This is a genomic window from Pseudomonas tremae (assembly GCF_023278125.1).
GTDB lineage: Bacteria > Pseudomonadota > Gammaproteobacteria > Pseudomonadales > Pseudomonadaceae > Aquipseudomonas > Aquipseudomonas tremae.
The window spans coordinates 5624563-5647645 of sequence record NZ_CP066270.1 but is presented as its reverse complement, the minus strand read 5'-3'; the positions used below and the strand labels follow the sequence as shown (position 1 = coordinate 5647645).

20 protein-coding genes are annotated in these 23083 nt (G+C 55.7%); 9 read left to right on the top strand and 11 right to left on the bottom strand.

Annotated features, from left to right (window positions below):
* Positions 1-19: 19 nt before the first annotated feature.
* Together I9H09_RS25620 and I9H09_RS25615 are read right to left on the bottom strand one after the other, a co-directional pair.
* Complete coding sequence (locus tag I9H09_RS25620; protein ID WP_024669987.1) at positions 20-907, bottom strand: lysophospholipid acyltransferase; 888 nt, start codon at positions 905-907, stop codon at positions 20-22.
* 37 nt (positions 908-944) lie between these two features.
* Positions 945-1496 (bottom strand): DNA-3-methyladenine glycosylase I, encoded by a 552-nt coding sequence (locus I9H09_RS25615; RefSeq protein WP_005894779.1) that lies wholly within the window; start codon positions 1494-1496, stop codon positions 945-947.
* A 79-nt stretch (positions 1497-1575) separates the two neighbouring features.
* Between I9H09_RS25615 and glyQ the strand changes: the two genes are divergently transcribed.
* From glyQ to I9H09_RS25595, 4 genes are read left to right on the top strand one after another with little or no spacing between them, the layout of a single operon-like run.
* Positions 1576-2523, top strand: a complete 948-nt coding sequence (gene glyQ / locus I9H09_RS25610; RefSeq protein WP_003379468.1) for a glycine--tRNA ligase subunit alpha — start codon at positions 1576-1578, stop codon at positions 2521-2523.
* The gene (glyS, locus tag I9H09_RS25605; protein WP_122323527.1) at positions 2520-4574 is read left to right on the top strand and encodes a glycine--tRNA ligase subunit beta; all 2055 of its coding nucleotides are present in this window, start codon (positions 2520-2522) and stop codon (positions 4572-4574) included. The genes glyQ and glyS overlap by 4 nt, the downstream gene beginning before the upstream one ends.
* A 14-nt stretch (positions 4575-4588) precedes the next feature.
* Positions 4589-5140, top strand: a complete 552-nt coding sequence (gene gmhB, locus I9H09_RS25600; RefSeq protein ID WP_005894783.1) for a D-glycero-beta-D-manno-heptose 1,7-bisphosphate 7-phosphatase — start codon at positions 4589-4591, stop codon at positions 5138-5140.
* Between the two features lie 57 nt (positions 5141-5197).
* Entirely contained in the window at positions 5198-5968 is a 771-nt protein-coding gene (locus I9H09_RS25595; RefSeq protein WP_122323526.1) for a lysophospholipid acyltransferase family protein, read from the top strand.
* A 228-nt stretch (positions 5969-6196) separates the two neighbouring features.
* Here the strand turns inward: I9H09_RS25595 and I9H09_RS25590 are convergent, their stop codons facing one another.
* The 9 genes from I9H09_RS25590 to dnaA all read right to left on the bottom strand — a co-directional run bounded on the left by I9H09_RS25590 (position 6197) and on the right by dnaA (position 18410).
* On the bottom strand, positions 6197-7417 hold the full coding sequence (locus I9H09_RS25590; protein WP_053931720.1) for an alginate lyase family protein: 1221 nt from the start codon (positions 7415-7417) through the stop codon (positions 6197-6199).
* Positions 7418-7473: 56 nt separating this feature from the next.
* Positions 7474-7905 (bottom strand): MarR family winged helix-turn-helix transcriptional regulator, encoded by a 432-nt coding sequence (locus I9H09_RS25585; RefSeq protein WP_005894790.1) that lies wholly within the window; start codon positions 7903-7905, stop codon positions 7474-7476.
* A gap of 32 nt (positions 7906-7937) precedes the next feature.
* A complete protein-coding gene (locus I9H09_RS25580; protein WP_236502494.1) occupies positions 7938-8348 on the bottom strand; it encodes a 5'/3'-nucleotidase SurE in 411 nt (136 codons plus the stop codon).
* A gap of 9 nt (positions 8349-8357) precedes the next feature.
* A protein-coding gene (locus tag I9H09_RS25575; protein ID WP_122346372.1) for an IS3 family transposase occupies positions 8358-9520 on the bottom strand; the annotation gives its coding sequence in 2 pieces (ribosomal slippage) (positions 8358-9265 and positions 9265-9520; 1164 coding nt in all).
* Positions 9520-11535: a type I restriction-modification system subunit M gene (locus I9H09_RS25570; protein ID WP_236502394.1), complete on the bottom strand. Its 2016-nt coding sequence runs from the start codon at positions 11533-11535 to the stop codon at positions 9520-9522. Before I9H09_RS25570 ends, I9H09_RS25575 begins: the two co-directional genes overlap by 1 nt.
* Before the next feature lie 649 nt (positions 11536-12184).
* Positions 12185-14602, bottom strand: a complete 2418-nt coding sequence (gyrB, locus tag I9H09_RS25565) for a DNA topoisomerase (ATP-hydrolyzing) subunit B (protein ID WP_005894799.1) — start codon at positions 14600-14602, stop codon at positions 12185-12187.
* 4 nt (positions 14603-14606) lie between these two features.
* Complete coding sequence (gene recF, locus I9H09_RS25560; protein ID WP_053931722.1) at positions 14607-15710, bottom strand: DNA replication/repair protein RecF; 1104 nt, start codon at positions 15708-15710, stop codon at positions 14607-14609.
* A gap of 22 nt (positions 15711-15732) precedes the next feature.
* Complete coding sequence (gene dnaN, locus I9H09_RS25555; RefSeq protein ID WP_024690562.1) at positions 15733-16836, bottom strand: DNA polymerase III subunit beta; 1104 nt, start codon at positions 16834-16836, stop codon at positions 15733-15735.
* A gap of 38 nt (positions 16837-16874) precedes the next feature.
* Positions 16875-18410, bottom strand: coding sequence for a chromosomal replication initiator protein DnaA (dnaA, locus tag I9H09_RS25550; RefSeq protein WP_005894806.1), 1536 nt, complete (start codon positions 18408-18410; stop codon positions 16875-16877).
* Between the two features lie 584 nt (positions 18411-18994).
* Between dnaA and rpmH the strand changes: the two genes are divergently transcribed.
* The 5 genes from rpmH (at position 18995) to mnmE (ending at position 22923) form a co-directional block, all read left to right on the top strand.
* Complete coding sequence (gene rpmH / locus I9H09_RS25545; protein ID WP_002551315.1) at positions 18995-19129, top strand: 50S ribosomal protein L34; 135 nt, start codon at positions 18995-18997, stop codon at positions 19127-19129.
* A gap of 16 nt (positions 19130-19145) precedes the next feature.
* Positions 19146-19547 (top strand): ribonuclease P protein component, encoded by a 402-nt coding sequence (gene rnpA, locus I9H09_RS25540; protein WP_005894811.1) that lies wholly within the window; start codon positions 19146-19148, stop codon positions 19545-19547.
* Entirely contained in the window at positions 19540-19785 is a 246-nt protein-coding gene (gene yidD, locus I9H09_RS25535) for a membrane protein insertion efficiency factor YidD (RefSeq protein ID WP_002551313.1), read from the top strand. The genes rnpA and yidD overlap by 8 nt, the downstream gene beginning before the upstream one ends.
* A 2-nt stretch (positions 19786-19787) precedes the next feature.
* A complete protein-coding gene (gene yidC / locus I9H09_RS25530; protein WP_005894814.1) occupies positions 19788-21476 on the top strand; it encodes a membrane protein insertase YidC in 1689 nt (562 codons plus the stop codon).
* Positions 21477-21552: 76 nt separating this feature from the next.
* Positions 21553-22923: a tRNA uridine-5-carboxymethylaminomethyl(34) synthesis GTPase MnmE gene (mnmE, locus tag I9H09_RS25525; RefSeq protein ID WP_122346629.1), complete on the top strand. Its 1371-nt coding sequence runs from the start codon at positions 21553-21555 to the stop codon at positions 22921-22923.
* Positions 22924-23083 lie beyond the last annotated feature (160 nt).

The window sequence follows — 23083 nt, the reverse complement described above, 5'->3', positions numbered from 1 at the left end:
GCCCTGCGTCCCTGTCTTCCTAATACCAGCGCGCTTCGCCTGCCGGGCGTTTCTTGAAGCGTTTCATGGTCCACATGTACTGGCTGGGGTACGCCCGCACATATTTCTCGACCACTTTGCTCATCGCCGCTGCGGAGGTTTCGGTGTCGGTGCTGTACATGGCCTCGGGAGCCGCTTCGAGCACTACCTTGTAACCGGAACCGTCCGGCAGGCGCATGGCGTGGAGGAATACGCCAACAGCCTTGCCACCGGCCAGCATGTTCGGCACAAACTTGCTGGTCAGGGCCATAGTGCCGCAGAAGGGTACGAAGATACCGGCCGATTCTGCCGGCTCAGGATCGGCCGGGATGCCTACCGAACCACCTTTGCGTACTTCCTTGATGACGCTGAGAATGCCTTCCTTGGTCGACGCAGCCACGCGGTTGCCTAGCTGTACGCGTTGCTTGCGCAACAGATCATCCACAGCCTTCAACTTCGGTGGGCGATAGAAAATGATCGGCTTGCACTGGCTGCAATAGAAGTGGTTGAGCACTTCCCAGTTGCCCAGGTGGCTGGTGATGCCAACCACGCCTTTACCAGACGCCAGCGCGTCCTTGAGCACGTCGAGCCCTTCGACTTCACGCACCAGGTTGATCGATTTCTGCGCAGGCCAGATCCACGCGCAGGCGCTTTCAGTGAGCGTCTTGCCGATGTCCATCAGGCTGCGGCCGACGAGCTTTTCCAGCTCGGGCTCGCTCAGCTCGGGGAAACACTTGGACAGATTGATCCGCGCCACTTCCCGCGAGCGGTTGGGCAGTTTCCACATCAGCCAGCCGATGGCAGTGCCGACCCATTGCACGGCTCGCCAAGGCAACAGCGCAAACAATCGCAACGCCCCGACCATTACGGCGCCTTTGAACTTATCCACAGATGACTCCCAGATTCTCGAGGCGGGTAGTGTAACGTCAGCGGCTCAATATCGCGTATCGATCACAATCGACCGTGTGGTCCATGACCATGCCGCTGGCCTGCATGTAGGCATAACAGATGGTCGGGCCGACAAACGTGAAGCCGGATTTTTTCAGGGCCTTGCTCATTGCTTCGGCTTCGACGGTAATCGCCGGTACTTCGCTGCGGTCCTTGAAATGATTGATCTTCGGCGCGCCACCGACAAACGACCAAAGCAGGCCGACCGGGTCTTCGAGCGCCAGCCAGGCGCGCGCATTGGTGCGCACGGCCTTGAGCTTGAGGCGGTTGCGAATGATGCTCGGATCAAGCATCAACGCTTCGATTTCAGCGTCGCTCAACTGCGCCAGCCGTTCTACATCGAAGCCATGCAAGACCTCGCGATAACGAGCCCGACGCTTGAGAATCGTGATCCACGACAGACCCGCCTGGAACCCTTCGAGCAAAAGCAACTCGAAGAGCTTCTGCGCATCGCGCAGCGGCACTCCCCACTCCTGATCGTGATAAGCGATGTACAGGGGGTCTTCGTTGCACCAAAAGCAGCGTGTCATAGGGCTCCCAGGAGTGGACGTGCGGCCGAATCGGGTATACTCCCGCTCTTTGAATCGCAGCCCAGCACAGGTGAAATTTGTGAGCCAGCCTACGCCAGCCGTGCGTACCTTCCAAGACTTGATCCTCGCCCTCCAGCAATACTGGGCAGAACAAGGTTGCGTGGTACTTCAGCCCTACGATATGGAAGTAGGCGCCGGCACGTTCCACACTGCCACGTTTCTGCGCGCCGTAGGCCCGGAAACCTGGAATGCCGCTTACGTACAGCCAAGCCGTCGCCCGACTGACGGCCGCTATGGCGAAAACCCGAACCGCCTGCAGCATTACTATCAGTTTCAGGTGATTCTCAAGCCGAACCCGGACAACTTTCAGGAGCTGTACCTGGGCTCGCTCAAGCACATCGGCCTCGACCCGCTGGTGCATGACGTGCGTTTCGTCGAAGACAACTGGGAATCGCCGACGCTGGGCGCCTGGGGTCTGGGCTGGGAAATCTGGCTCAACGGCATGGAAGTCTCGCAGTTCACCTACTTCCAGCAGGTCGGCGGCATCGAGTGCTACCCGGTTACCGGCGAAATCACCTACGGCCTCGAACGTCTGGCGATGTACCAGCAAGGCGTGGATTCGGTTTACGACCTGGTCTGGGCTGACGGCCCGTTCGGCAAAGTGACCTACGGCGACGTGTTCCACCAAAACGAAGTGGAACAGTCGACCTATAACTTCGAACACGCCAACGTCGACAAACTGTTCGAGCTGTTCGATTTCTACGAAAGCGAAGCCGCGCGCCTGATCGAGCTGGAGCTGCCGTTGCCGGGCTACGAAATGGTGCTCAAGGCTTCGCACACCTTCAACCTGCTGGATGCCCGTCGCGCTATTTCCGTGACCGCGCGTCAGCAATACATTCTGCGCGTACGCACGCTGGCTCGCTCGGTGGCTCAGGCCTACCTGCAAGCCCGGGCCCGTCTCGGCTTCCCGATGGCGCCGCCCGATCTACGCGATGAAGTGTTGGCCAAGCTGGAGGCAGCGCAATGAGTGCTCAAGATTTTCTGGTCGAACTGGGCACTGAAGAACTGCCACCCAAGACCCTGGTTTCCCTGGCTGAGGCGTTTCTGGCCGGCATTGAAAAAGGCTTGCAGGGCGCAGGCCTGACGTACAGCGCCAAACAGGTCTACGCCGCACCGCGTCGCCTGGCGGTGCTGATCACCGCGCTGTCCACGCAACAACCGGACCGCAGCGTCAACCTCGACGGTCCACCACGTCAGGCAGCGTTCGACGCCGACGGCAACCCGACTCAGGCAGCCCTGGGCTTTGCCAAGAAGTGTGGCGTCGACCTGAGCGAAATCGATCAAAGCGGCCCGAAACTGCGTTATAGCCAGACCATCCTCGGCAAGCCGACGATGTCTCTGCTGCCGACCATTGTCGAAGATTCGCTGAACGACCTGCCGATTGCCAAGCGCATGCGCTGGGGCGCTCGCAAGGAAGAGTTCGTGCGGCCGACCCAATGGCTGGTGATGCTGTTCGGCGATCAGGTCGTTGATTGCACGATCCTCGCCCAGAGCGCCGGGCGTCATTCTCGCGGCCATCGCTTCCACCACCCGGAAGACGTACGGATTTCCTCGCCTGCCGGCTACCTCAGTGACCTGCGCGCCGCTCATGTACTGGCCGACTTCAACGAACGTCGCCAGATTATCAGCAAGCGCATCGAAGAACTGGCAACCCAACAGGAAGGCACCGCCATCGTGCCGCCAAGCCTGCTGGATGAAGTGGCCGGTCTGGTCGAGTGGCCAGTGCCGCTGGTGTGTTCGTTCGAAGAGCGCTTCCTCGAAGTGCCGCAGGAAGCCCTGATTACCACCATGCAGGACAACCAGAAGTACTTCTGCCTGCTGGATGTCGATGGCAAGCTGCTGCCGCGCTTCATTACGGTTGCCAACATCGAGAGCAAGGACCCTGCGCAGATCATCGCCGGTAACGAGAAGGTGGTTCGTCCACGCCTGACCGATGCCGAGTTCTTCTTCAAGCAGGACAAGAAGCAGAAGCTGGAAACCTTCAACGATCGCCTGAAAAACGTCGTGTTTCAGGCCCAACTGGGCAGCGTCTACGACAAGGCCGAGCGCGTTTCGAAGCTGGCGGCTTACATCGCACCACGCATTGGCGGCGATGCGCAGCGCGCAGCGCGGGCTGGCCTGTTGTCCAAGTGCGACCTGTCGAGTGAGATGGTCGGCGAGTTCCCGGAAATGCAGGGCATTGCCGGTTTCTACTACGCCAAAGCCGATGGCGAACCGGAAGACGTCGCGCTGGCGCTCAACGAGCAGTACATGCCTCGCGGTGCAGGTGCCGAACTGCCGACTACGCTGACCGGCGCTGCCGTCGCCATCGCCGACAAACTGGATACGCTGGTCGGTATTTTCGGTATCGGCATGCTACCCACCGGCAGCAAGGACCCGTATGCACTGCGTCGCGCGGCACTGGGCATCCTGCGTATCCTGATCGAGAAGAAGCTCGACCTGAACCTGGTCGACACCGTGAAATTCGCGGTCACGCAATTCGGTACGAAGATCAAGCCAGCAGGATTAGCGGAACAGGTACTCGACTTCATCTTCGACCGCCTGCGTGCGCGTTACGAAGACGAAGGCGTCGATGTGGCGGTGTACCTCTCGGTGCGTGCCCTGCAACCTGCCTCGGCGCTGGATTTCGATCAGCGTGTCCAGGCGGTTCAGGCGTTCCGCAAACTGCCGCAAGCTGCTGCGCTGGCCGCTGTGAACAAGCGCGTCTCGAACCTGCTGAGCAAGGCCGAGGGCAACATTGCCCAGACCGTCGAGCCCAAGTACTTCGACAACGCCAACGAGTTCTCGCTGTACTCGGCAATTCAGCAGGCAGACCATGCGGTTCAACCAATGGCAGCAGAGCGTCAGTACAGCGAATCGCTGGCGCGTCTGGCCATGCTGCGTGAGCCGGTCGATGCGTTCTTTGAAGCAGTGATGGTCAACGCGGAAGACGCCAAAGTGCGCGCTAACCGTTATGCCTTGCTGTCGCGTCTGCGCGGGTTGTTCCTCGGCGTTGCCGATATCTCGCTGCTGGGCTGAACAAGGGGTCGACGTTGAAGCTGCTGATACTCGACCGGGACGGTGTGATCAATCACGATTCCGACGCTTACATAAAGTCGGTGGAGGAGTGGTTGCCGATTCCGGGTTCGATCAAGGCTATCGCAGATCTGAGCAAAGCCGGCTGGACAGTGGCAGTCGCCACCAACCAGTCCGGCATTGCCCGAGGTTATTACGACCTGGCCACCCTCGACGCCATGCACGCGCGCTTGCGCGAACTGGTGGCCGAGCAGGGGGGCGAGGTAGGTCTGATCGTCTACTGCCCGCACGGGCCGGACGAGGGCTGTGAATGCCGCAAACCCAAGCCCGGCATGCTGAAGACCATTGCTCGCCATTACGCAGCAGACCTCAAGGGCCTGTGGTTTGTGGGCGACAGCAAAGGTGACCTGCAGGCCGCACTGGCCGTCGATTCTCAGCCTGTGTTGGTCAAGACCGGCAAAGGCCATAGAACGATGGACGGCGACGTGCCTGAAGGCACGCTGATTTTTGACGATCTGGCGGCGGTTGCCGCAGAACTTATCCACACCAGCGCTTCACTGAACAGCTGACCTGTCAGGTTCAGGACGCTCAATGAGCGGGCACCTGCCCGTACGGTAAACGTAACTATGTCGATCATGCAGGCAATCAGGACTTTCTTCTTTTACCTGTTGCTGGGCACCAGCTCGCTACTGTGGTGCACATTGAGCTTTGTCATTGCGCCTTTTCTGCCGTTCAAAGCCCGCTATCGGTTCATCAACGTCTACTGGTGCCGCTGCGCGCTCTGGCTGACCCGCGTATTTCTGAACATCAAGGTTGAAGTGACCGGAGCAGAAAACGTACCGAAGAAACCCTGCGTGATCATTTCCAACCATCAGAGCACATGGGAAACCTTCTTTCTGTCGGCGTATTTCGAGCCGCTGAGCCAGGTCCTCAAGCGAGAACTTCTCTATGTACCTTTCTTCGGCTGGGCAATGGCGATGCTGCGCCCCATTGCTATTGACCGCGACAACCCGAAGGCTGCACTCAGGGAAATAGCCAAGAAGGGTGACGAACTGCTCAAGGACGGCGTATGGGTACTGATCTTCCCCGAAGGCACACGTGTCCCTTATGGCCAGGTCGGCAAATTCTCGCGCGGCGGCACGGCATTGGCGGTCAATGCAGATCTGCCGGTTCTGCCAGTTGCCCACAATGCAGGCAAATACTGGCCTCGGGACGGCTGGGCAAAGAAGCCCGGCACCATCCAGGTGGTTATCGGCGAACCGATGTACGCAGAAGGTACCGGCCCACGCGCGATAGCAGCCTTGAATGACCGTGTGCAGGCCTGGAACGAAGACACACAACGAGCAATGGGCTCGCCCGTCACACCCGCGACGAACACAGAAAAGGTGCCTGCGTGATTTTGTGGATAACCTGTGTACCGTTTTTTTGAAAACACGTGAAATAACCGTCTAACTCGCTAATTTATATGCATATTTTTTCAAGCTATAAAAACCGGAAAAACGTGCATAAGTTTTAGTGATGTACCAGAAACCGACCAGAACAGGTCGGTTTTTTTGTGGGTTGAGGCTACGTCCCAGGCACAATCCGCTCATGACTGCATGCCTGCAAACACGCCTCATACGACGTCACCGCGTCAATGAGAACATCAGTGTGCCGTATCCGAGCTGATCGTAACCTCCGCTGTTGGGGCTGTAGTCACCGCCGCCACCCTCGACCCTGACACGACTGGCAAACGCCTCAACGTTGGGCGCCTTGATGCGTTTCAACACAACATAATGGTTGTAAAGCAACTCCCAGATCGGACGCTCATCGCCTCGAAATTTCTCGGAGATAACGTTTTGCGTGCCTATGCTGTTGGTATACGGCGTGAAGGGTACGTCATGGTCAAGGTTATAACGGGCCACGTATTCAGCGCCTGCCAGCACACGATTATTGTCATAGCCAAACAGGTCGTCTCCTTGATTCCAGGCCATCTGGCAAAATGACCCGAGCAACGCGATGTCCAGCATAGTGTGGGCCTGGTCCCTGCCACTTTCCTGCACCTGACCGAGTAAAGGGTTATAGAGGTGCCAGACGGCATGACCGATGGAGCCATTGCCAGCACCCGTCTTGAAATAATTGACAGCCTCATCGTAAATGTCGCGCCGATCCGTCAAAACGCCGATCGCCAGCATGGCGTTCATGTTCGCGAGGTCCCAGTTGGCCCAGTGATGGTCGACCAGAGCGTTATCGTGATATACCAGAAAATCGTGGTTCATCGGATAGAACTTCGTCAGCATCATGCTCTGGAAACGCCGAAAATCCGCCGGTGCCCAATGAGGATAATCACGCAGAATTTCTGCCGCATTTGCCAACTGATAACCATACAGACCAGAGGCAAGATAACGGTCGCCCGAGCCTTCGATCGATGTCAGAGTCGAAGACCATTGATTCAGGATGTCGACTGCCTTGGCTCCGTAGGCATCGTCATGCGAGATCCTCCAGCGCAAGGCTAGCGCGTAGGCGGCTGCGACATCATTGAATAACGCGCTGTAGTTTTCCTTGTGCTGGTGGTCCATTCCCCGATAAACCACAGCCTGAGGGTTCGGCTTCCAGCCGAGTGACGCATGACGGTTCTCGATAAGCTTTTGCCAGCCGGCACGCCAGGGTTGGTCATTTTGAGCGACCTTGGTTCGCACGCGCTCCAGGTCGGACTTCGAGTGCAGCAAACCCGGGTGTATGAACGGCTGGGTATCCATTTGCGCTGCACTGCAGTGCGCAGCGACAGACAGCAGAACGCCCAGTAACAGACCGCTCGAACGTGACTGTTTTTTCAGCTTGATACTGCATGATATTTTCAATGACATACCCGTCCACAATCGATTTCAGTTGATGTAATCGGTGCAAACCATCCCGGTGACGTTCAGTTATCAGGCGACTGCCGATAGGCACTGAGTTTTTCCATGATCGCTCCGGCAGCTTCCAATTGCTGGCGCTCCTCGTCGGTCAGGCAAGCTTCAATGGCTTCGCCAAGCCACTGATCGCGCTGGTCTCGGCTGGTCTGCAAAATCGCTTTGCCTTTTTCTGAAAGACCAATCCATGTACGGCGTTTGTCCTGCGTGTCCGGGCTGCGTGTGATCAGCTCGCGAGCGTCCAGTTCTCTCAGTAGGGAGGCCAGATTCGACGATTGCATGTTCTCGGCTTCGGCGATTTTTGAGGGCGTTGCAGTGCCGTTCATGCGGTCAATGGCGCTCAGGACCAACATTTGTGACCAGCTTTCCGGGTGATTCTGTGCCTCTTGACGAAGACGTTTGCTCAGCCGGGTCAACTGTTCACGTAATAACGAAATGCTCATTGGCAAACTCCAGATAGCGATAAAGCTGGTGATCAGGCAATACGTCTTTTCATTTCTGCAAGCGCGTCGTCATGTGTGCGTTCAAACTTCAAGGGGGTTGCAGTGATGTGCCCAGCCGCCAGCCCGGCTCTTTCAGTACCTTGCTGGTCACACGTTCGGTGTCGTTCCAGACTCAGCCAATAGTATTCAATGCCCCTGGGGTCACGCGCTGAACTGACGGCCACGCCGTCCATGCGACCCGCACCCTGGCATGTCAGCTTCAAAGGGCGCACGGCGTTCAATGGATGATCCGGGAAATTGACGTTCAGGCAGACATCGCCTGGCCAACTCATGTCCATCAGCTGGGTAATGACGCCTGGACCATATCGGGCTGCGACTTCCCAGGCGATGGGCATATTCTTGGTGGTTGCCTGACTTAGCGCGATAGAGGGAATATCGAACAAATGTAGTGGTCAACTGATCCCGGACACGACGTTAAGTTTTTTCTCGTACTGAGCGGGTGCCAGTCCATTATTGAACTGGTGTGGCCGAACCCAGTTGTAGCGATGCATCAGATAATGACTGATATCCCGCTGTGCCTCTTGGGCCGTCATGTAGCCCACGGCGGGTATCCACTCGGTTTTCAAGCTGCGGAATACACGCTCCATCGGCGAGTTGTCGTAGCAATTACCTCGGCGACTCATGCTCTGGCGCATGCGGTATCGCCAAAGCCGCTGGCGAAACTGTCGGCTCCCATATTGGGAGCCCTGATCTGAGTGAAACAGCAGGCCCTGAGGCTTGCCGCGTTGCTCATAAGCCATGTCCAGCGCCTTGATGACCAAGTCCGTGTCCGGTTTGTTTGAAAACGCCCAGCCCACCACCCGACGCGCATAAAGATCCATAACCACCGCCAGGTAATGCCATTTTCCTTGCGCCCAGATGTAGGTGATGTCGCCACACCAAACCTGATTGGGCGCGGGTACATCGAACTGCCGATTCAAAATGTTCGGAATGTCAGGCCTCTCCACTGTTGCTTTTTTATAAGCATGAGAGCCAGGTTGCTTGCTGATTAATCCCAGTTCCCGCATCAGGCCACGTACCTTGAACCGGCCAATTTGCTCGCCATCTTCCTGCAATACCGAAACGATACTGCGGCTGCCAGCAGCGCTTCGACTTTGCCCGAACAGCTCATTGACTCGACTGAGTAAACGAACCCGCTCGGTGTCTGGAGCCCGACGCCGCTGGCAATGGTCGTAGTAGCACGAGCGAGGTGTCTCGAACATCTCGCACAGCAATTCGATCGGCTCATGGGCACCTAGCTGATCGATCAGCGCAAGCGCTCGTGTTCTTCCGACATCAAGAGCGCGGTAGCCTTTTTTAAAATGGATTTCTCCCGCTCAAGACGAGCGATGCGCGCTTCCAGCTCCTGAATTTTCTGCTGCTCGGGCGTCAGGGCTTTGCTCTGAGGCGTCACGCCATTGCGCTCCTGCTGGAGCTGGCTAACCCAGCGACGCAGCGCAGACTCGACCACTCCAAGCGAGCGAGAAGCTTCGACATGGCTATAACCTTGATCGAGCACGAGGCCTGCGGCCTCACGTTTGAATTCAGCGGAGAAGGTACGGCGTTGCTTGGTCATCAGACACCTCTATATCTGGCGATATTCTCGCCTAAATGAGTGTCCGGAATCATTAGACCACTACACACATCGCGGTGGTGTAGGGCTTTTTTTACCTCACGGCAAACTTCGTAAGCAAAGGTGTAGCCCGCAGAAGCCCATTGGCGGCTACGCAGTTGCTTGTCTGCCATATCCAGCAGCTTCAGCCAAGCCTTGTGACGGGTATCAAGTGCGGCAAGGCCCGCCTTGAGGATGGCGTTACCTTCATCCGCCTTGCCCTGCGCTGTTTTGCGAGCGGTTAAGTTGCCAGGGGTAGACAACTCGCCCAGCAACGACTTAGCCCCAACCAGCGCCTTATCTATGAGCTGTTGCCATACATGGCTTTCCGTCTGCACCTGCTTCAACTCATCGCGAAAGCTGGCCAACAGCTCATCCGTTAGCCCATGGCCTTCACCCAATTTAGTACGGGCAATGGCAACAGCCGTATCTTGTAAGGTCGCATCGGCAAGATCGCTTAGTGCTTTGTCTAACAAGCTGATCTGCTGATTATCCGCATTAATCCGCTCGGGCAACTGTTGCAGATGCCCAGCCAGCTGCTGTTGGTAGTGCCCCAGTAACTCAACAAAACGTTCAGACTGACCACGGTATAGCCACGTAATAGCCGACAGGTTGCTCAGCTGTTCTTCAGTGAACACATGGGAACGCGCCGAGACCACGGTGTAGACATTGCGAGCATCAATCATCAGCACGCCGTCCAAGCGTTCTTTCGGCTTACTCTTGTCATAAAACCACAGAGTGCAGGGGAGACTACGGGTATAGAAAAACTTTGGCCCGATGGACATCATCACGTCCACATGGCCGGTCTCAACCAGTTGCTGGCGAATGTCTCTATCTTTATTACCTGCATCCGAGGCACTGGCTGCCATGACGAATCCGGCCCGGCCAGTGGCATTTAGGTAGCTGTAAAAATACTGAATCCACAGGCTGTTGCCATTCGAAATAGTTTCAGTGGCGTCCTTGCCTCTACTTTTGCCTGCGGTGCCAGGCAAACCAAAAGGCAAACGCTTGGGTGGGTTGTCTTCGAGAGTACCAACCTGACTTTTGATCTTGGCAACCTGTACACCATCGACATTGAATGGTGGGTTGGCCATGACAAAGTCACACCCGCCAACCAGCTGATGCTGGTCTTCATAGAAGGTATTACCCAGCAGGATCTTACCTTCCAGGCCGTGTACCGCGAGGTTCAACCGAGCCAGTTTGCTGTTGACCTCAGCCTTTTCCTGACCGTAGAAGGTGATGTCTGCATCATGGGTAAGCTTGTGGCGGACGTCCTCCATGAAGTGGCCAGTCTGCACAAACATGCCCGCCGAGCCACATGCAGGATCAAGCACGGTGCCGTGATCAGGCTCGATCACTTTGACTATCATCCGCACCAAGCTTGGTGGCGTGAAAAACTCACCACCTTCCTGAGCACCGCTTTTGGCGAACTCGTTTAGGAAGTATTCATAGATCCGCCCGAACACGTCACCACTGGTATTTTGCAGAGCAGGGCGGTTAAAAATCTTGATCAGGTCAGGTAGTAGGTCGCGCTCTAGCCCGTGATAGTTTTTGGGCAGAGCACCCGCCAGCAGCTTGTTGCCGTCCTGATCGGTGACACTGTCTTCAATCGCCTGCATAGCTTCATGGATAGCTGCTGCGATGTTTTCACTGGCGGGCAAACCAGCTAGGTATTCGTAGCGGGCGATTTCCGGCAGGTAGATTGCCGCTTTACCCTGAAAACCCAATTTGATGCGGTCTTCACGCAGCTGACCAACAGCCCGAGCTGGAATCCTACTTTCCACTTCTTCGAGCAAAGCATAAAAACGAGTTGTGGCATGCCGTAGAAAAATCAGCCCCAACACGGGCATCGAGTATTCGCTAGCGGTGAGCTTGGAGTTCGCCCGTAGCTGATCAGCGGCCTCCCAAAGGTCGGATTCTAGCTGCTGGAGTTCCTGATAATCCATATTCAACTGCGTGCCTTGTTTCGAATTCGCCATGATGAAAGCACAGGTGCTGACCTGCGATTGAAAATGTCACTCGCACCCTTAAAGCGGAGTGTGATGGGCTGATTGTAACAAAGTAGCGAAGCCGCAATGTGCTGTTACTCTGCTAGCTTTTTGCCTAGATTTTATGCAAAACACCACAGCTGAATACGCAAAACCCCCAACAGATCTGCATCTGCTGGGGGTTTTGTTTTTATCTTAGGTGGCAATTAACTTTAGCCAAACCGTTTAACTTTGACCGGAATGGCAAATAACTTTGCCCACCTAGACCACCTACGCCTGGGTGCCTGGGTGCCTGGGTGCTCAGAATGCCATTCGTTTTAATGAAGCCCCAACCGTGTTCCACCAACCCTCCCATCAGCAGCAATTTGAGCGGCTGATGGGCGGTGCTTCCTTGACTGTCGGAAATGGTCTCGTATTAGGCCGTCTGTCAGGCCTTCTGGTTTTTACGTTAGTTAAAGCCAAATTTTCCGATACACCCTTGTAGCTGCGCTACAAAAAGCAAAGCCATAAATGCTGCCTAGCTATATCTAAGGCCTTCAACCAAATAGGAAAAACCCCGGCGCTAAGCCGGGGTAGTGACGCTTTTCGTCATGACAATAACCTGAGCGAACATGACAATTAACTTGCCCGTCGACAGCTATCAGAAGTCCAGGTTAGACACCGCCAACGCATTACTCTCGATGAAGTCACGGCGTGGTTCGACCGCATCACCCATCAGGGTGTTGAAGATCTGGTCAGCGCCGATGGCGTCTTCGATAGTGACCTTCAGCATGCGGCGCACGCTTGGGTCCATGGTAGTTTCCCACAGTTGATCCGGGTTCATTTCACCCAGCCCTTTATAGCGCTGGATGGTATGGCGCTTGGTACTTTCAGCCATCAGCCAGGCGAGGGCTTCCTTGAACTCGTTGACAGGCTTCTTGCGCTCGCCACGTTGCACGTAGGCGCCTTCTTCCAGAAGCGTGCTGATCTGTAGCCCCAGAGCTGTAACGGTTTTGTAGTCGTTGCTGCCGAAGAAGTCGCGGTTGAAGGTGACGTAGTTCGACAGGCCGTGGGAGATCAGTTCGACCTCGGGCAGCCAGACATTACGTTCACGGTCTTCGCGCAGGCTGGCCTTGTAGACCAGACCCGACTTCTCACCGGTACGCAGACGCGCGTCAAACAGTGCCAGCCAGGCTTGCATGCCTTCATGGTCGGACAGCTGCTCGAGAGTGATCGGCGGCAGATAGACAAAGTGCTCGGTCAGTTCCTGAGGGTACAGACGTGACAAACGCTTGAGGGTCTTCATGACCATGCGGAAGTCATTGACCAGCTTCTCCAGCGCCGGTCCGGAAATGCCCGGTGCCGATTCGCTGAGGTGCAGGCTGGCGTCTTCGAGAGCCGACTGGGTCATGTACTCTTCCATGGCCTCGTCGTCCTTGATGTACTGCTCTTGCTTGCCTTTCTTGACCTTATAAAGCGGTGGCTGAGCGATGTAGATGTAGCCACGCTCGATCAGCTCAGGCAACTGACGGAAGAAGAAGGTCAGCAGCAGGGTACGGATGTGAGAGCCGTCGACGTCAGCATCGGTCATGATGATGATGTTGTGATAACGCAACTTGTCGATGTTGTACTCTTCACGGCCAATGCCACAGCCCAGCGCGGTGATCAAAGTGCCTACTTCCTGAGAAGAGATCATCTTGTCGAAACGCGCTTTTTCAACGTTCAGGATCTTGCCCTTGAGCGGCAGGATGGCTTGGGTTCTACGGTTACGCCCCTGCTTGGCTGATCCACCAGCAGAGTCCCCTTCCACTAAATACAGTTCGGAGAGGGCAGGGTCTTTCTCTTGGCAGTCGGCCAGTTTGCCCGGCAGACCGGCAATGTCCAGCGCACCCTTGCGACGGGTCATCTCACGAGCCTTGCGTGCAGCTTCACGAGCGCGAGCCGCGTCGATCATTTTGCCGACAACCGCTTTGGCTTCGTTCGGGTTTTCCAGGAGGAAATCGGAGAAGTATTTGCCCATTTCCTGTTCAACAGCGGTTTTGACTTCAGACGAAACCAGCTTGTCTTTGGTCTGCGAGCTGAACTTGGGATCAGGCACTTTAACCGAGATAATTGCCGTCAGACCTTCACGCGCATCGTCACCGGTGGTCGCGACCTTGTGCTTCTTGGCCAGACCTTCCTGTTCGATGTAGTTGTTCAGGTTACGTGTCAATGCAGAACGGAAACCCACCAGGTGAGTACCACCATCGCGCTGCGGAATGTTGTTGGTGAAGCACAACAGGTTCTCGTTGAAGCTGTCGTTCCACTGCAAGGCAATCTCAACACCGATACCGTCATCGCGCTGGATATTGAAGTGGAACACTTCGTTGACCGGCGTCTTGTTGGTGTTCAGGTATTCCACGAAAGCACGCAGACCACCTTCATATTTGAACAGCTCTTCTTTGCCGCTGCGCTCATCCTTGAGAACGATCCCGACACCGGAGTTCAGAAACGAGAGTTCACGAATACGCTTGGCCAGGATGTCCCAGCTAAAGTGGATGTTCTTGAACGTGTCAGCAGACGGTTTGAAGTGGATCTGAGTACCGGTACTGTCGCTCTCGCCGACGATTTTCATCGGTTCCTGAGGAACACCGTGAATGTATGTCTGTTCCCAGATCTTGCCGCTGCGACGAACTGTCAGCAGCAAAAGCTCCGACAATGCGTTAACAACCGACACACCTACACCGTGCAAACCGCCGGATACTTTGTAGGAGTTGTCATCGAACTTACCACCTGCGTGGAGCACGGTCATGATGACCTCGGCTGCCGACACGCCTTCTTCTTTATGCACATCTACCGGAATACCGCGGCCGTTGTCGCGCACGGTAATAGATTCGTCTGGATGGATGATGATACTGATGTCGTCGCAATGGCCTGCCAAAGCTTCGTCAATCGAGTTATCAACCACCTCGAACACCATGTGGTGCAGACCGCTGCCATCGTCTGTATCACCGATGTACATTCCGGGACGCTTGCGTACGGCATCAAGTCCTTTCAGCACTTTAATGCTGGACGAGTCGTACGTTTGGTTTTCGCTCATGCAATCACTCCCGATGGTCTTGGGTCTGGGTGATACGGCCATGTTCCACGTGGAACAAAGCAACTGGCGTATCCGTCTGCCAGCCTTCCCTCAAAAATTCTTGATCTACACAGGTTATAAATACCTGGCAGCGTAATTCTTCCAGCAAGCGGCAAAGTGCCTGACGATGATGCTCATCCAGCTCGGAAGGCAAATCATCCACCAGATAGATGCACTGGCCGCGGCGGACCTGGCTGACTAAATGGCCCTGTGCAATACGCAATGCACAGACCACCAGTTTTTGCTGACCACGAGACAGGATATCTGCCGCATTGTGCGCGCCTAATCTAAGGCGTAAATCCGCACGTTGTGGTCCGGCCTGGGTATGGCCCATTTGTTGATCCCGATGCAGGGAGGAGGCGAGCACAGTGCTCAGCTCTTTTTCCTTGTCCCAGCCTCGGTAGTAACTCAGGGTCAGACCTTCAAGCTCGACAAGCTCACTTAACGTCTGCTCGAATACCGGCTTCAAGGCCTTGATATACGCTCGACGAAACTCATCGATCTCATCGCTTGCCTGACACAGCTCTCGGTCCCACGCCGCCTGCGAAGCGGCGTCAAGTGTACCATGCCGCAGCCACGAGTTTCGCTGCTTGAGGGCCTTCTGAAGGCGTTGCCAGGTCGCCATGAAACGAGGTTCCACGTGGAACACTCCCCAATCCAGAAACTGCCTGCGGATCTTGGGAGCACCTTCGAGTAAACGAAAGCTGTCTGGATTGATCAGCTGTAACGGCAAGATCTCGGCAAGCTGCGCCGCGCTTCGTGCATTTTGACCATCGATACGGATCTGAAAATCGCCTTGCCTGTCACGAGCCACGCCAAGATTGCTGTGGCCGCCCTGTGCAAGGTCGACTTGTCCAAAAACCGTGCAAGAGGGCTGCTCGTACTGGATAACAGGTAACAGCCGACTGCTGCGAAACGATCGGGCAATCCCCAACAAGTGGATAGCTTCCAGCACGCTGGTTTTGCCGCTGCCGTTGGCACCGTAGAGGATATTGATACGCGGGGAGGGGGAGAGGGTCACCGGGTGCAGATTGCGCACACCGGTGACCGATACGCGACTAAGAGACATCTAGGTTGCGCTGGACATGATGTTACAGACGCATCGGCATGACGACGTAGGCGGAATCGTCGTTATCCGACTCCTGCACGAGAGCACTGCTGTTCGAATCGGACAGAATCAGGCGTACCTGCTCGGTAGTCATGACACCCAGTACGTCGAGCAGGTAGCTAACGTTGAAGCCGATTTCCAGCGAGTCGCCGCTGTACTCGACGCTGATTTCTTCTTCTGCTTCTTCCTGCTCAGGGTTATTGGCCTGAATCTTCAATTGGCCGCTGGCCAGCTGCAGACGGATGCCGCGGTACTTCTCGTTGGAAAGAATCGCGGTACGGCTGAACGCTTCACGCAAAGCCTGCCGATCACCCAGTACCAGCTTGTCTCCGCCTTTTGGCAGAACACGCTCATAGTCCGGGAATTTGCCGTCTACCAGTTTAGAGGTAAAGGTGAATTCGCCAGTGGTCGCACGGATGTGGTGCTGACCCAGAACAATACTGACTGTACCGTCCTGCTCGGTCAGCAAGCGCGCCATCTCGAGGATACCCTTGCGCGGCACGATGACCTGATGACGGTCGGCGTGTTCGATATCAGCAGACATCGAGCACATTGCCAGGCGGTGACCATCGGTAGCGACAGCTCGCAGAATGCCTGCGCTGACTTCCAGCAGCATGCCGTTCAGGTAATAGCGAACGTCCTGCTGAGCCATCGCGAAGCTGGTGCGCTCGATCAAACGACGCAGTTTGCTTTGCACCAGATTGAAGGTCAGGGAACCAGGGCCTTCTTCGACGGTAGGAAAGTCGTTGGCAGGCAAGGTGGACAACGTGAAACGGCTACGGCCTGCCTTGACGATGAGCTTGGAATCATCAAGTTTGATATCGATCAGCGCATCGTTGGACAGGCTTTTACAAATGTCCATCAGCTTGCGGGCCGGAACTGTGATTTCCCCAGGCTCCGCTGGCTCTTCCAGTTGTACACGGCCAACCAGCTCTACTTCCAGGTCAGTACCGGTCAGGGAGAGTTGCTGACCTTGTACGACCAGAAGCACATTGGAAAGAACCGGCAAGGTCTGGCGGCGTTCTACCACGCCGGCGACCAATTGCAGGGGTTTCAACAGGGCTTCGCGTTGAATGGTGAAATGCATGGTCTAGTCCCTTGCCTTAATAAGCTGCACTGGCGTCATCACGTGGTCAGAGTGCGCAGCAGGTTCTTGTAGTCCTCACGGATATCCGCATCGGATTCCTTGAGTTCGTTGATCTTTCGGCACGCGTGCAAAACAGTTGTATGGTCCCGGCCACCGAACACGTCACCGATTTCCGGCAAGCTGTGGTTGGTGAGCTCCTTGGAAAGCGCCATGGCCACCTGGCGTGGCCGCGCTACCGAACGGGAGCGGCGCTTGGACAGCAGATCGGAAATCTTGATCTTGTAGTACTCGGCCACAGTGCGCTGAATGTTATCCACACTGACCAGCTTGTCCTGCAACGCCAGCAAGTCTTTCAGCGACTCGCGAATCAGCTCGATGGTGATGTCGCGACCCATGAAGTGAGAGTGCGCAATGACTCGCTTGAGCGCGCCCTCGAGCTCACGAACGTTGGAGCGAATGCGCTGCGCGATGAAAAACGCCGCATCATGGGGCAGATCGACTTTAGCCTGATCTGCCTTCTTCATGAGAATGGCTACGCGCGTTTCCAGCTCCGGCGGTTCGACAGCAACGGTCAGTCCCCAGCCGAAACGCGATTTTAGTCGCTCTTCCAGGCCTTCGATTTCTTTGGGATAACGATCGCTGGTCAGAATGACCTGCTGACCGCCTTCCAGCAACGCATTGAACGTGTGGAAGAACTCTTCCTGCGAACGCTCTTTGCGAGCAAAAAACTGAATGTCATCGATCAGCAGCGCATCGACCGAACGATAAAAGCGTTTGAACTCGTTGATTGCGTTGAGCTGCAGGGCCTTGACCATGTCCGCTACAAAGCGCTCCGAGTGCAGGTAGACAACCTTGGCGTTCGGGTTCTTCTTTAGCAGGTGGTTACCCACCGCGTGCATCAAGTGCGTTTTACCCAGACCTACACCGCCATACAGAAACAGCGGGTTATAGCCATGCTTGGGGTTATCGGCGACCTGCCAGGCCGCAGCGCGTGCCAGTTGGTTGGACTTGCCTTCGACAAAATTCTCGAAGGTAAACGTGCGGTTCAGGTAACTGGTGTGCTTGAGCGCGCCCTCGACCTGCACGGTGCGCTGCTCGGCACGTGCGGGAGCCTGTTGAGAGCTGGCACCGGCCATTGGGTCGAAACTGTCACGTGAAGGCTCGTCGTGACTGGCAACGTTATTGACAGGCGCAGGCGTCGACATAGCGGGAGCCGGCGCAGACGTAACCGGAGCTGAAGCCGAAACACTGCTGACCGAGTTGGCCGACAGCGCCTGGGATGCAGCAGCAGCTAATGGCGCATTGGGCGCAGCACGCGGCGCCGAACTGCGCTTGCTTCCTATTAATAAGGAAAGAGAAGGAGCCATGCCTTGACCATGCTCGCCCAGAAGTTCGAGCAAGCGACCGAGGTATTTTTCATTGACCCAATCTAGAACAAAACGATTCGGTGCATAGACACGCAACTCGTCGCCTTCGGCTTCGACCTGTAGTGGACGGATCCAAGTGTTGAATTGCTGGGCAGGCAGCTCATCGCGCAAAAGCTCCACGCACTGCTGCCAAAGTTCCACTGACACGGATATCCCCTGAGTTGAAAGCCGGTGAGGCAAAAACAGCAGCCATTGTAACGACCCGAAGGCGACTTATCCACATGTAGGTTGCTGACAGAGGGCTATAAATCAATGATTTATGCAGAGGGCAGGCGACAGACGGTCAGGACCTGAGCTCTGTGGATAACCCGCATTCAGCCCGTTGCATAAGTGAGGGCTAAAGTCTGTGCATAACTCACCTGTGGATAAGATAGCGTTTCATGCACAGCTTTTCCGAGGTCGCGGCACAGGTAGAGCACTGTTTCTCGACAACCTTTTGAAACGCTGTACAGACCGTATATCGTGGTCTGCAGAATGTTATCCACAGATATCCGCGACGTAAGAGTTATAAGCTTTATAAAGAAGCTTTAAATACTCTCTTTCTTTTTATTTCTATAACTGACTTGCCTTGGCCTTCTCAGGAGACGGCTGCAGAGGGTTTTGTCGGTAAAAAGGCATATATGAAGAAAAGCTGGTTGGAAATTGACCTGCGGGCCTGCTTTCTCTAGAATCCCCGGTCTCTTAAAACGGGGGCCATTCCGGCCCGTAGTGGACGAACCAGGTAACACGCCATGAAACGTACTTTCCAACCCAGCACTATCAAGCGCGCCCGCACCCACGGTTTCCGTGCACGCATGGCCACCAAAAACGGCCGCGCAGTCCTTTCGCGTCGTCGTGCCAAAGGCCGTAAGCGTCTGGCAGTTTGATAAATCGGCACAGGAGGTGAGTCGAGACTTCAGTCGGGAAAAGCGTTTGCTGACCCCCCGCCATTTCAAGGCAGTCTTTGACTCCCCTACCGGCAAGGTTCCGGGGAAAAATCTCCTGCTCCTTGCGCGCAACAACGACCTTGATCATCCCCGTCTGGGGCTGGTGATAGGTAAAAAGAGCGTGAAGCTCTCCGTCGAGCGCAATCGTTTGAAACGCCTGATGCGCGAATCGTTTCGCCAACACCAAGACAGTTTGGTCGGTTGGGATATCGTTATCGTCGCGCGCAAAGGTTTGGGTGACGTAGAAAACCCGGAACTGATTCAGCATTTCGGCAAGCTCTGGAAACGTCTGGCGCGTAGCCGACCTGCTCCAGAAACCAAACCCGAACCTGCAGGGGTAGACAGTCCAGATGCGTAAACTGGCACTCGTTCCGATCCAGTTCTATCGCTATGCCATTAGCCCGCTGATGGCCAGCCACTGTCGTTTCTACCCCAGTTGCTCCTGCTACGCGTATGAAGCCATTGAAAATCATGGCCTTTTACGCGGCGGCTGGCTGTCAATTCGTCGCCTGGGTCGCTGTCATCCTTGGAATCCCGGTGGTTATGACCCGGTTCCAGCTGTCCCCACCTCCCGTTCTTCTTCGATGGCCGAGTAATCATGGATATTAAACGTACGATCCTGATCGTCGCCCTGGCAATCGTGACCTATGTCGGGGTCCTGAAATGGAACCAGGACTACGGTCAGGCTGCCATGCCTACCCAGAATGTTGCAGCCAGCACCCCCGCACCGGGCATACCGGATACGGCTGCTGGAACCAATGGTTCTGCAAGTGCCGATGTTCCAAGCGCAACTGCCAATACCACGGCTGCAGCGCCTCTTGAAACTCCGGCCGTAGCCAGCAAAGACCTTATCCACGTCAAGACTGACGTGCTGGATCTGGCGATCGATCCGGTAGGTGGTGACGTCGTTCAGCTTCGTCTGCCTCTGTATCCACGTCGTCAGGATCGTCCTGACGTGCCTTTCCAGCTGTTCGATAATGGCGGCGAACGTACTTTTCTGGCACAAAGCGGCCTGACAGGTACGAACGGCCCTGATGCCAGAGCAGCCGGTCGTCCGGTTTACTCCTCCGCGCAAAAGACTTATCAACTGGCTGATGGCCAGGATTCGATGGTCGTGGAGCTGAAATTCTCGGAAAACGGCGTCAATTACATCAAGCGCTTTACGTTCAAGCGTGGTTTGTACGATCTGGTCATGACTTATGTTGTGGATAACCAGAGCGCGCAACCGTGGGCAGGTAACCTGTTCGCACAATTGAAGCGTGATGCTAGCTCCGATCCTTCGTCCACCACTGCTACCGGTACCGCAACCTACCTGGGTGCAGCACTCTGGACTGCAGCTGAACCGTACAAAAAAGTGTCGATGAAAGATATCGACAAGGGTCAGATCAAAGAAACCGTGCAGGGCGGATGGGTTGCCTGGCTGCAACACTACTTCGTGACCGCGTGGATTCCTGATCACAATGCCACCAACAGTGTTCAGACCCGTAAAGACAGCCAAGGCAATTACATCATTGGCTTTACCAGCCCGACTCTGACGGTCGCGCCTGGTGCGCAAGGTGAAACCAGCGCCACGCTGTACGCAGGTCCGAAAAGCCAGGCGGTACTCAAAGAGTTATCCCCAGGCTTGGAGCTGACAGTCGATTACGGATTTCTGTGGTTCATTGCCCAGCCGATCTTTTGGTTGCTGCAACATATCCACGCAATTCTCGGCAACTGGGGCTGGTCGATCATCGTTCTGACCATGCTGATCAAAGGCCTGTTCTTCCCACTGTCTGCTGCAAGCTACAAGTCGATGGCGCGTATGCGTGCCGTTGCTCCGAAGCTGGCAGTGCTCAAGGAACAACATGGCGATGATCGTCAGAAGATGTCCCAGGCGATGATGGAGTTGTACAAGAAGGAAAAGATCAACCCGCTGGGTGGTTGCTTGCCGATTCTTGTGCAGATGCCGGTTTTCCTTTCGCTTTACTGGGTACTTCTGGAAAGCGTCGAGATGCGCCAGGCACCGTGGATCCTGTGGATAACCGACCTGTCCATCAAGGACCCGTTCTTTATCCTGCCGATCATCATGGGCGCAACCATGTTTATCCAGCAGCGTCTTAACCCGACTCCGCCGGACCCGATGCAGGCCAAGGTCATGAAACTGATGCCAATCATTTTCACGTTCTTCTTCCTGTGGTTCCCTGCTGGTCTGGTCCTGTACTGGGTTGTGAACAACACCCTTTCGATCGCACAGCAGGCATACATCACTCGCAAGATAGAAGCGGCTACCAAGAAAGCTGCTGCCTGATCTAACCTGTGAACACGTTGTACAAGACGCCCCCTAGTGGGGCGTTTTGCTATCTGTCATTTGTCCCGGAGCCGGAATGAACGTTCCTCGTGAAACCATTGCTGCCATTGCCACCGCCCAAGGACGAGGAGGTGTGGGTATCGTGCGTGTGTCAGGACCTCTGGCCAGCAAGACCGCATACGCCATCGCCGGTCGTACACTCAAACCGAGGTATGCCCATTACGGGCCTTTTTCCGACGGTACGGGCCAAGTGCTGGACGAAGGGATCGCACTGTATTTCCCGGGGCCCAACTCGTTTACCGGCGAGGACGTACTGGAGCTTCAGGGCCACGGCGGCCCGATCGTTCTGGACATGCTTTTGCAACGTTGCCTGCAATTGGGCAGTCGACTGGCGCGTCCGGGTGAATTCAGCGAGCGGGCATTTTTGAATGACAAGCTCGATCTGGCTCAGGCCGAAGCCATCGCGGACCTGATCGAGGCAAGTTCTGCACAGGCAGCGCGCAACGCATTGCGCTCGCTGCAGGGGGCTTTTTCCCAACGTGTGGATAACTTGACCGAGAAATTGATCAGTTTGCGTATCTACGTCGAGGCGGCTATCGACTTTCCCGAGGAGGAAATAGACTTTCTCGCCGATGGCCATGTTCTTGGCATGCTGGATGACGTGCGCCTTGAGTTATCCACAGTATTGCGTGAAGCAGGGCAGGGAGCATTGTTGCGCGATGGCATGACCGTGGTGATAGCAGGGCGTCCTAACGCCGGCAAATCAAGCCTGCTCAATGCGCTAGCAGGTAGGGAAGCGGCGATTGTGACTGAGATTGCCGGCACGACTCGCGATGTACTGCGCGAACATATCCACATCGACGGCATGCCGTTGCACGTCGTCGATACCGCCGGTCTGCGTGATACGCAGGACCAGGTTGAGATGATTGGCGTACAGCGAGCTCTCAAAGCGATAGGCGAGGCCGACAGAATTCTGCTGGTAGTAGACGCCACCGCGCCTGAGGCCATGGATCCGTTTGCCCTGTGGCCGGAATTCCTTGAGCAGCGTCCGGACCCATCGAAGGTTACGCTGATTAGTAACAAGGCGGACTTGAGCGGTGACAGCGTAGGTCTGCAAACAAGTGAAGATGGCCATGTCACGATCAGCTTGAGTGCAAGGTCTGGTGGTGAAGGGCTTGAACTGTTACGTGAGCACCTCAAGTCCTGTATGGGCTATGAGCAGACTTCCGAAAGCAGCTTCAGCGCTCGCCGACGCCACCTTGAAGCGCTGCGCCATGCAAGTGACTCACTCGAGCACGGCAGGGCTCAGCTGACGCTGGCAGGTGCCGGTGAGCTGCTGGCAGAAGATCTGCGCCAGGCTCAGCAGGCACTCGGCGAAATCACCGGTGCATTCAGTTCCGATGACCTGCTAGGCAGGATCTTCTCCAGCTTCTGCATCGGCAAATAACCACCGTTTCCTCCCGCCAGACATTATCCACCGATTCAGCCGGACAGAACTCGGCATCGGAAAGACTTTTTACGTCTTTTTTTAGCAATCACCAGGTTTTCTGTGGATTAAACCCTGTGAATAACCGCCCTTCAGCTCGGTGGGTAAGCGGGGTGTAAAC

Excerpts from the sequence above, each read along its gene's own strand:
- I9H09_RS25615 (WP_005894779.1), bottom strand. The coding sequence starts at position 1,496 with ATGACACGCTGCTTTTGGTGCAACGAAGACCCCCTGTACATCGCTTAT.
- glyS (WP_122323527.1), top strand. The coding sequence starts at position 2,520 with ATGAGTGCTCAAGATTTTCTGGTCGAACTGGGCACTGAAGAACTGCCA.
- I9H09_RS25595 (WP_122323526.1), top strand. The coding sequence starts at position 5,198 with ATGTCGATCATGCAGGCAATCAGGACTTTCTTCTTTTACCTGTTGCTG.
- I9H09_RS25590 (WP_053931720.1), bottom strand. The coding sequence starts at position 7,417 with ATGTCATTGAAAATATCATGCAGTATCAAGCTGAAAAAACAGTCACGT.
- I9H09_RS25585 (WP_005894790.1), bottom strand. The coding sequence starts at position 7,905 with ATGAGCATTTCGTTATTACGTGAACAGTTGACCCGGCTGAGCAAACGT.
- I9H09_RS25570 (WP_236502394.1), bottom strand. The coding sequence starts at position 11,535 with ATGGCGAATTCGAAACAAGGCACGCAGTTGAATATGGATTATCAGGAA.
- gyrB (WP_005894799.1), bottom strand. The coding sequence starts at position 14,602 with ATGAGCGAAAACCAAACGTACGACTCGTCCAGCATTAAAGTGCTGAAA.
- recF (WP_053931722.1), bottom strand. The coding sequence starts at position 15,710 with ATGTCTCTTAGTCGCGTATCGGTCACCGGTGTGCGCAATCTGCACCCG.
- dnaN (WP_024690562.1), bottom strand. The coding sequence starts at position 16,836 with ATGCATTTCACCATTCAACGCGAAGCCCTGTTGAAACCCCTGCAATTG.
- rpmH (WP_002551315.1), top strand. The coding sequence starts at position 18,995 with ATGAAACGTACTTTCCAACCCAGCACTATCAAGCGCGCCCGCACCCAC.
- yidD (WP_002551313.1), top strand. The coding sequence starts at position 19,540 with ATGCGTAAACTGGCACTCGTTCCGATCCAGTTCTATCGCTATGCCATT.
- yidC (WP_005894814.1), top strand. The coding sequence starts at position 19,788 with ATGGATATTAAACGTACGATCCTGATCGTCGCCCTGGCAATCGTGACC.
- mnmE (WP_122346629.1), top strand. The coding sequence starts at position 21,553 with ATGAACGTTCCTCGTGAAACCATTGCTGCCATTGCCACCGCCCAAGGA.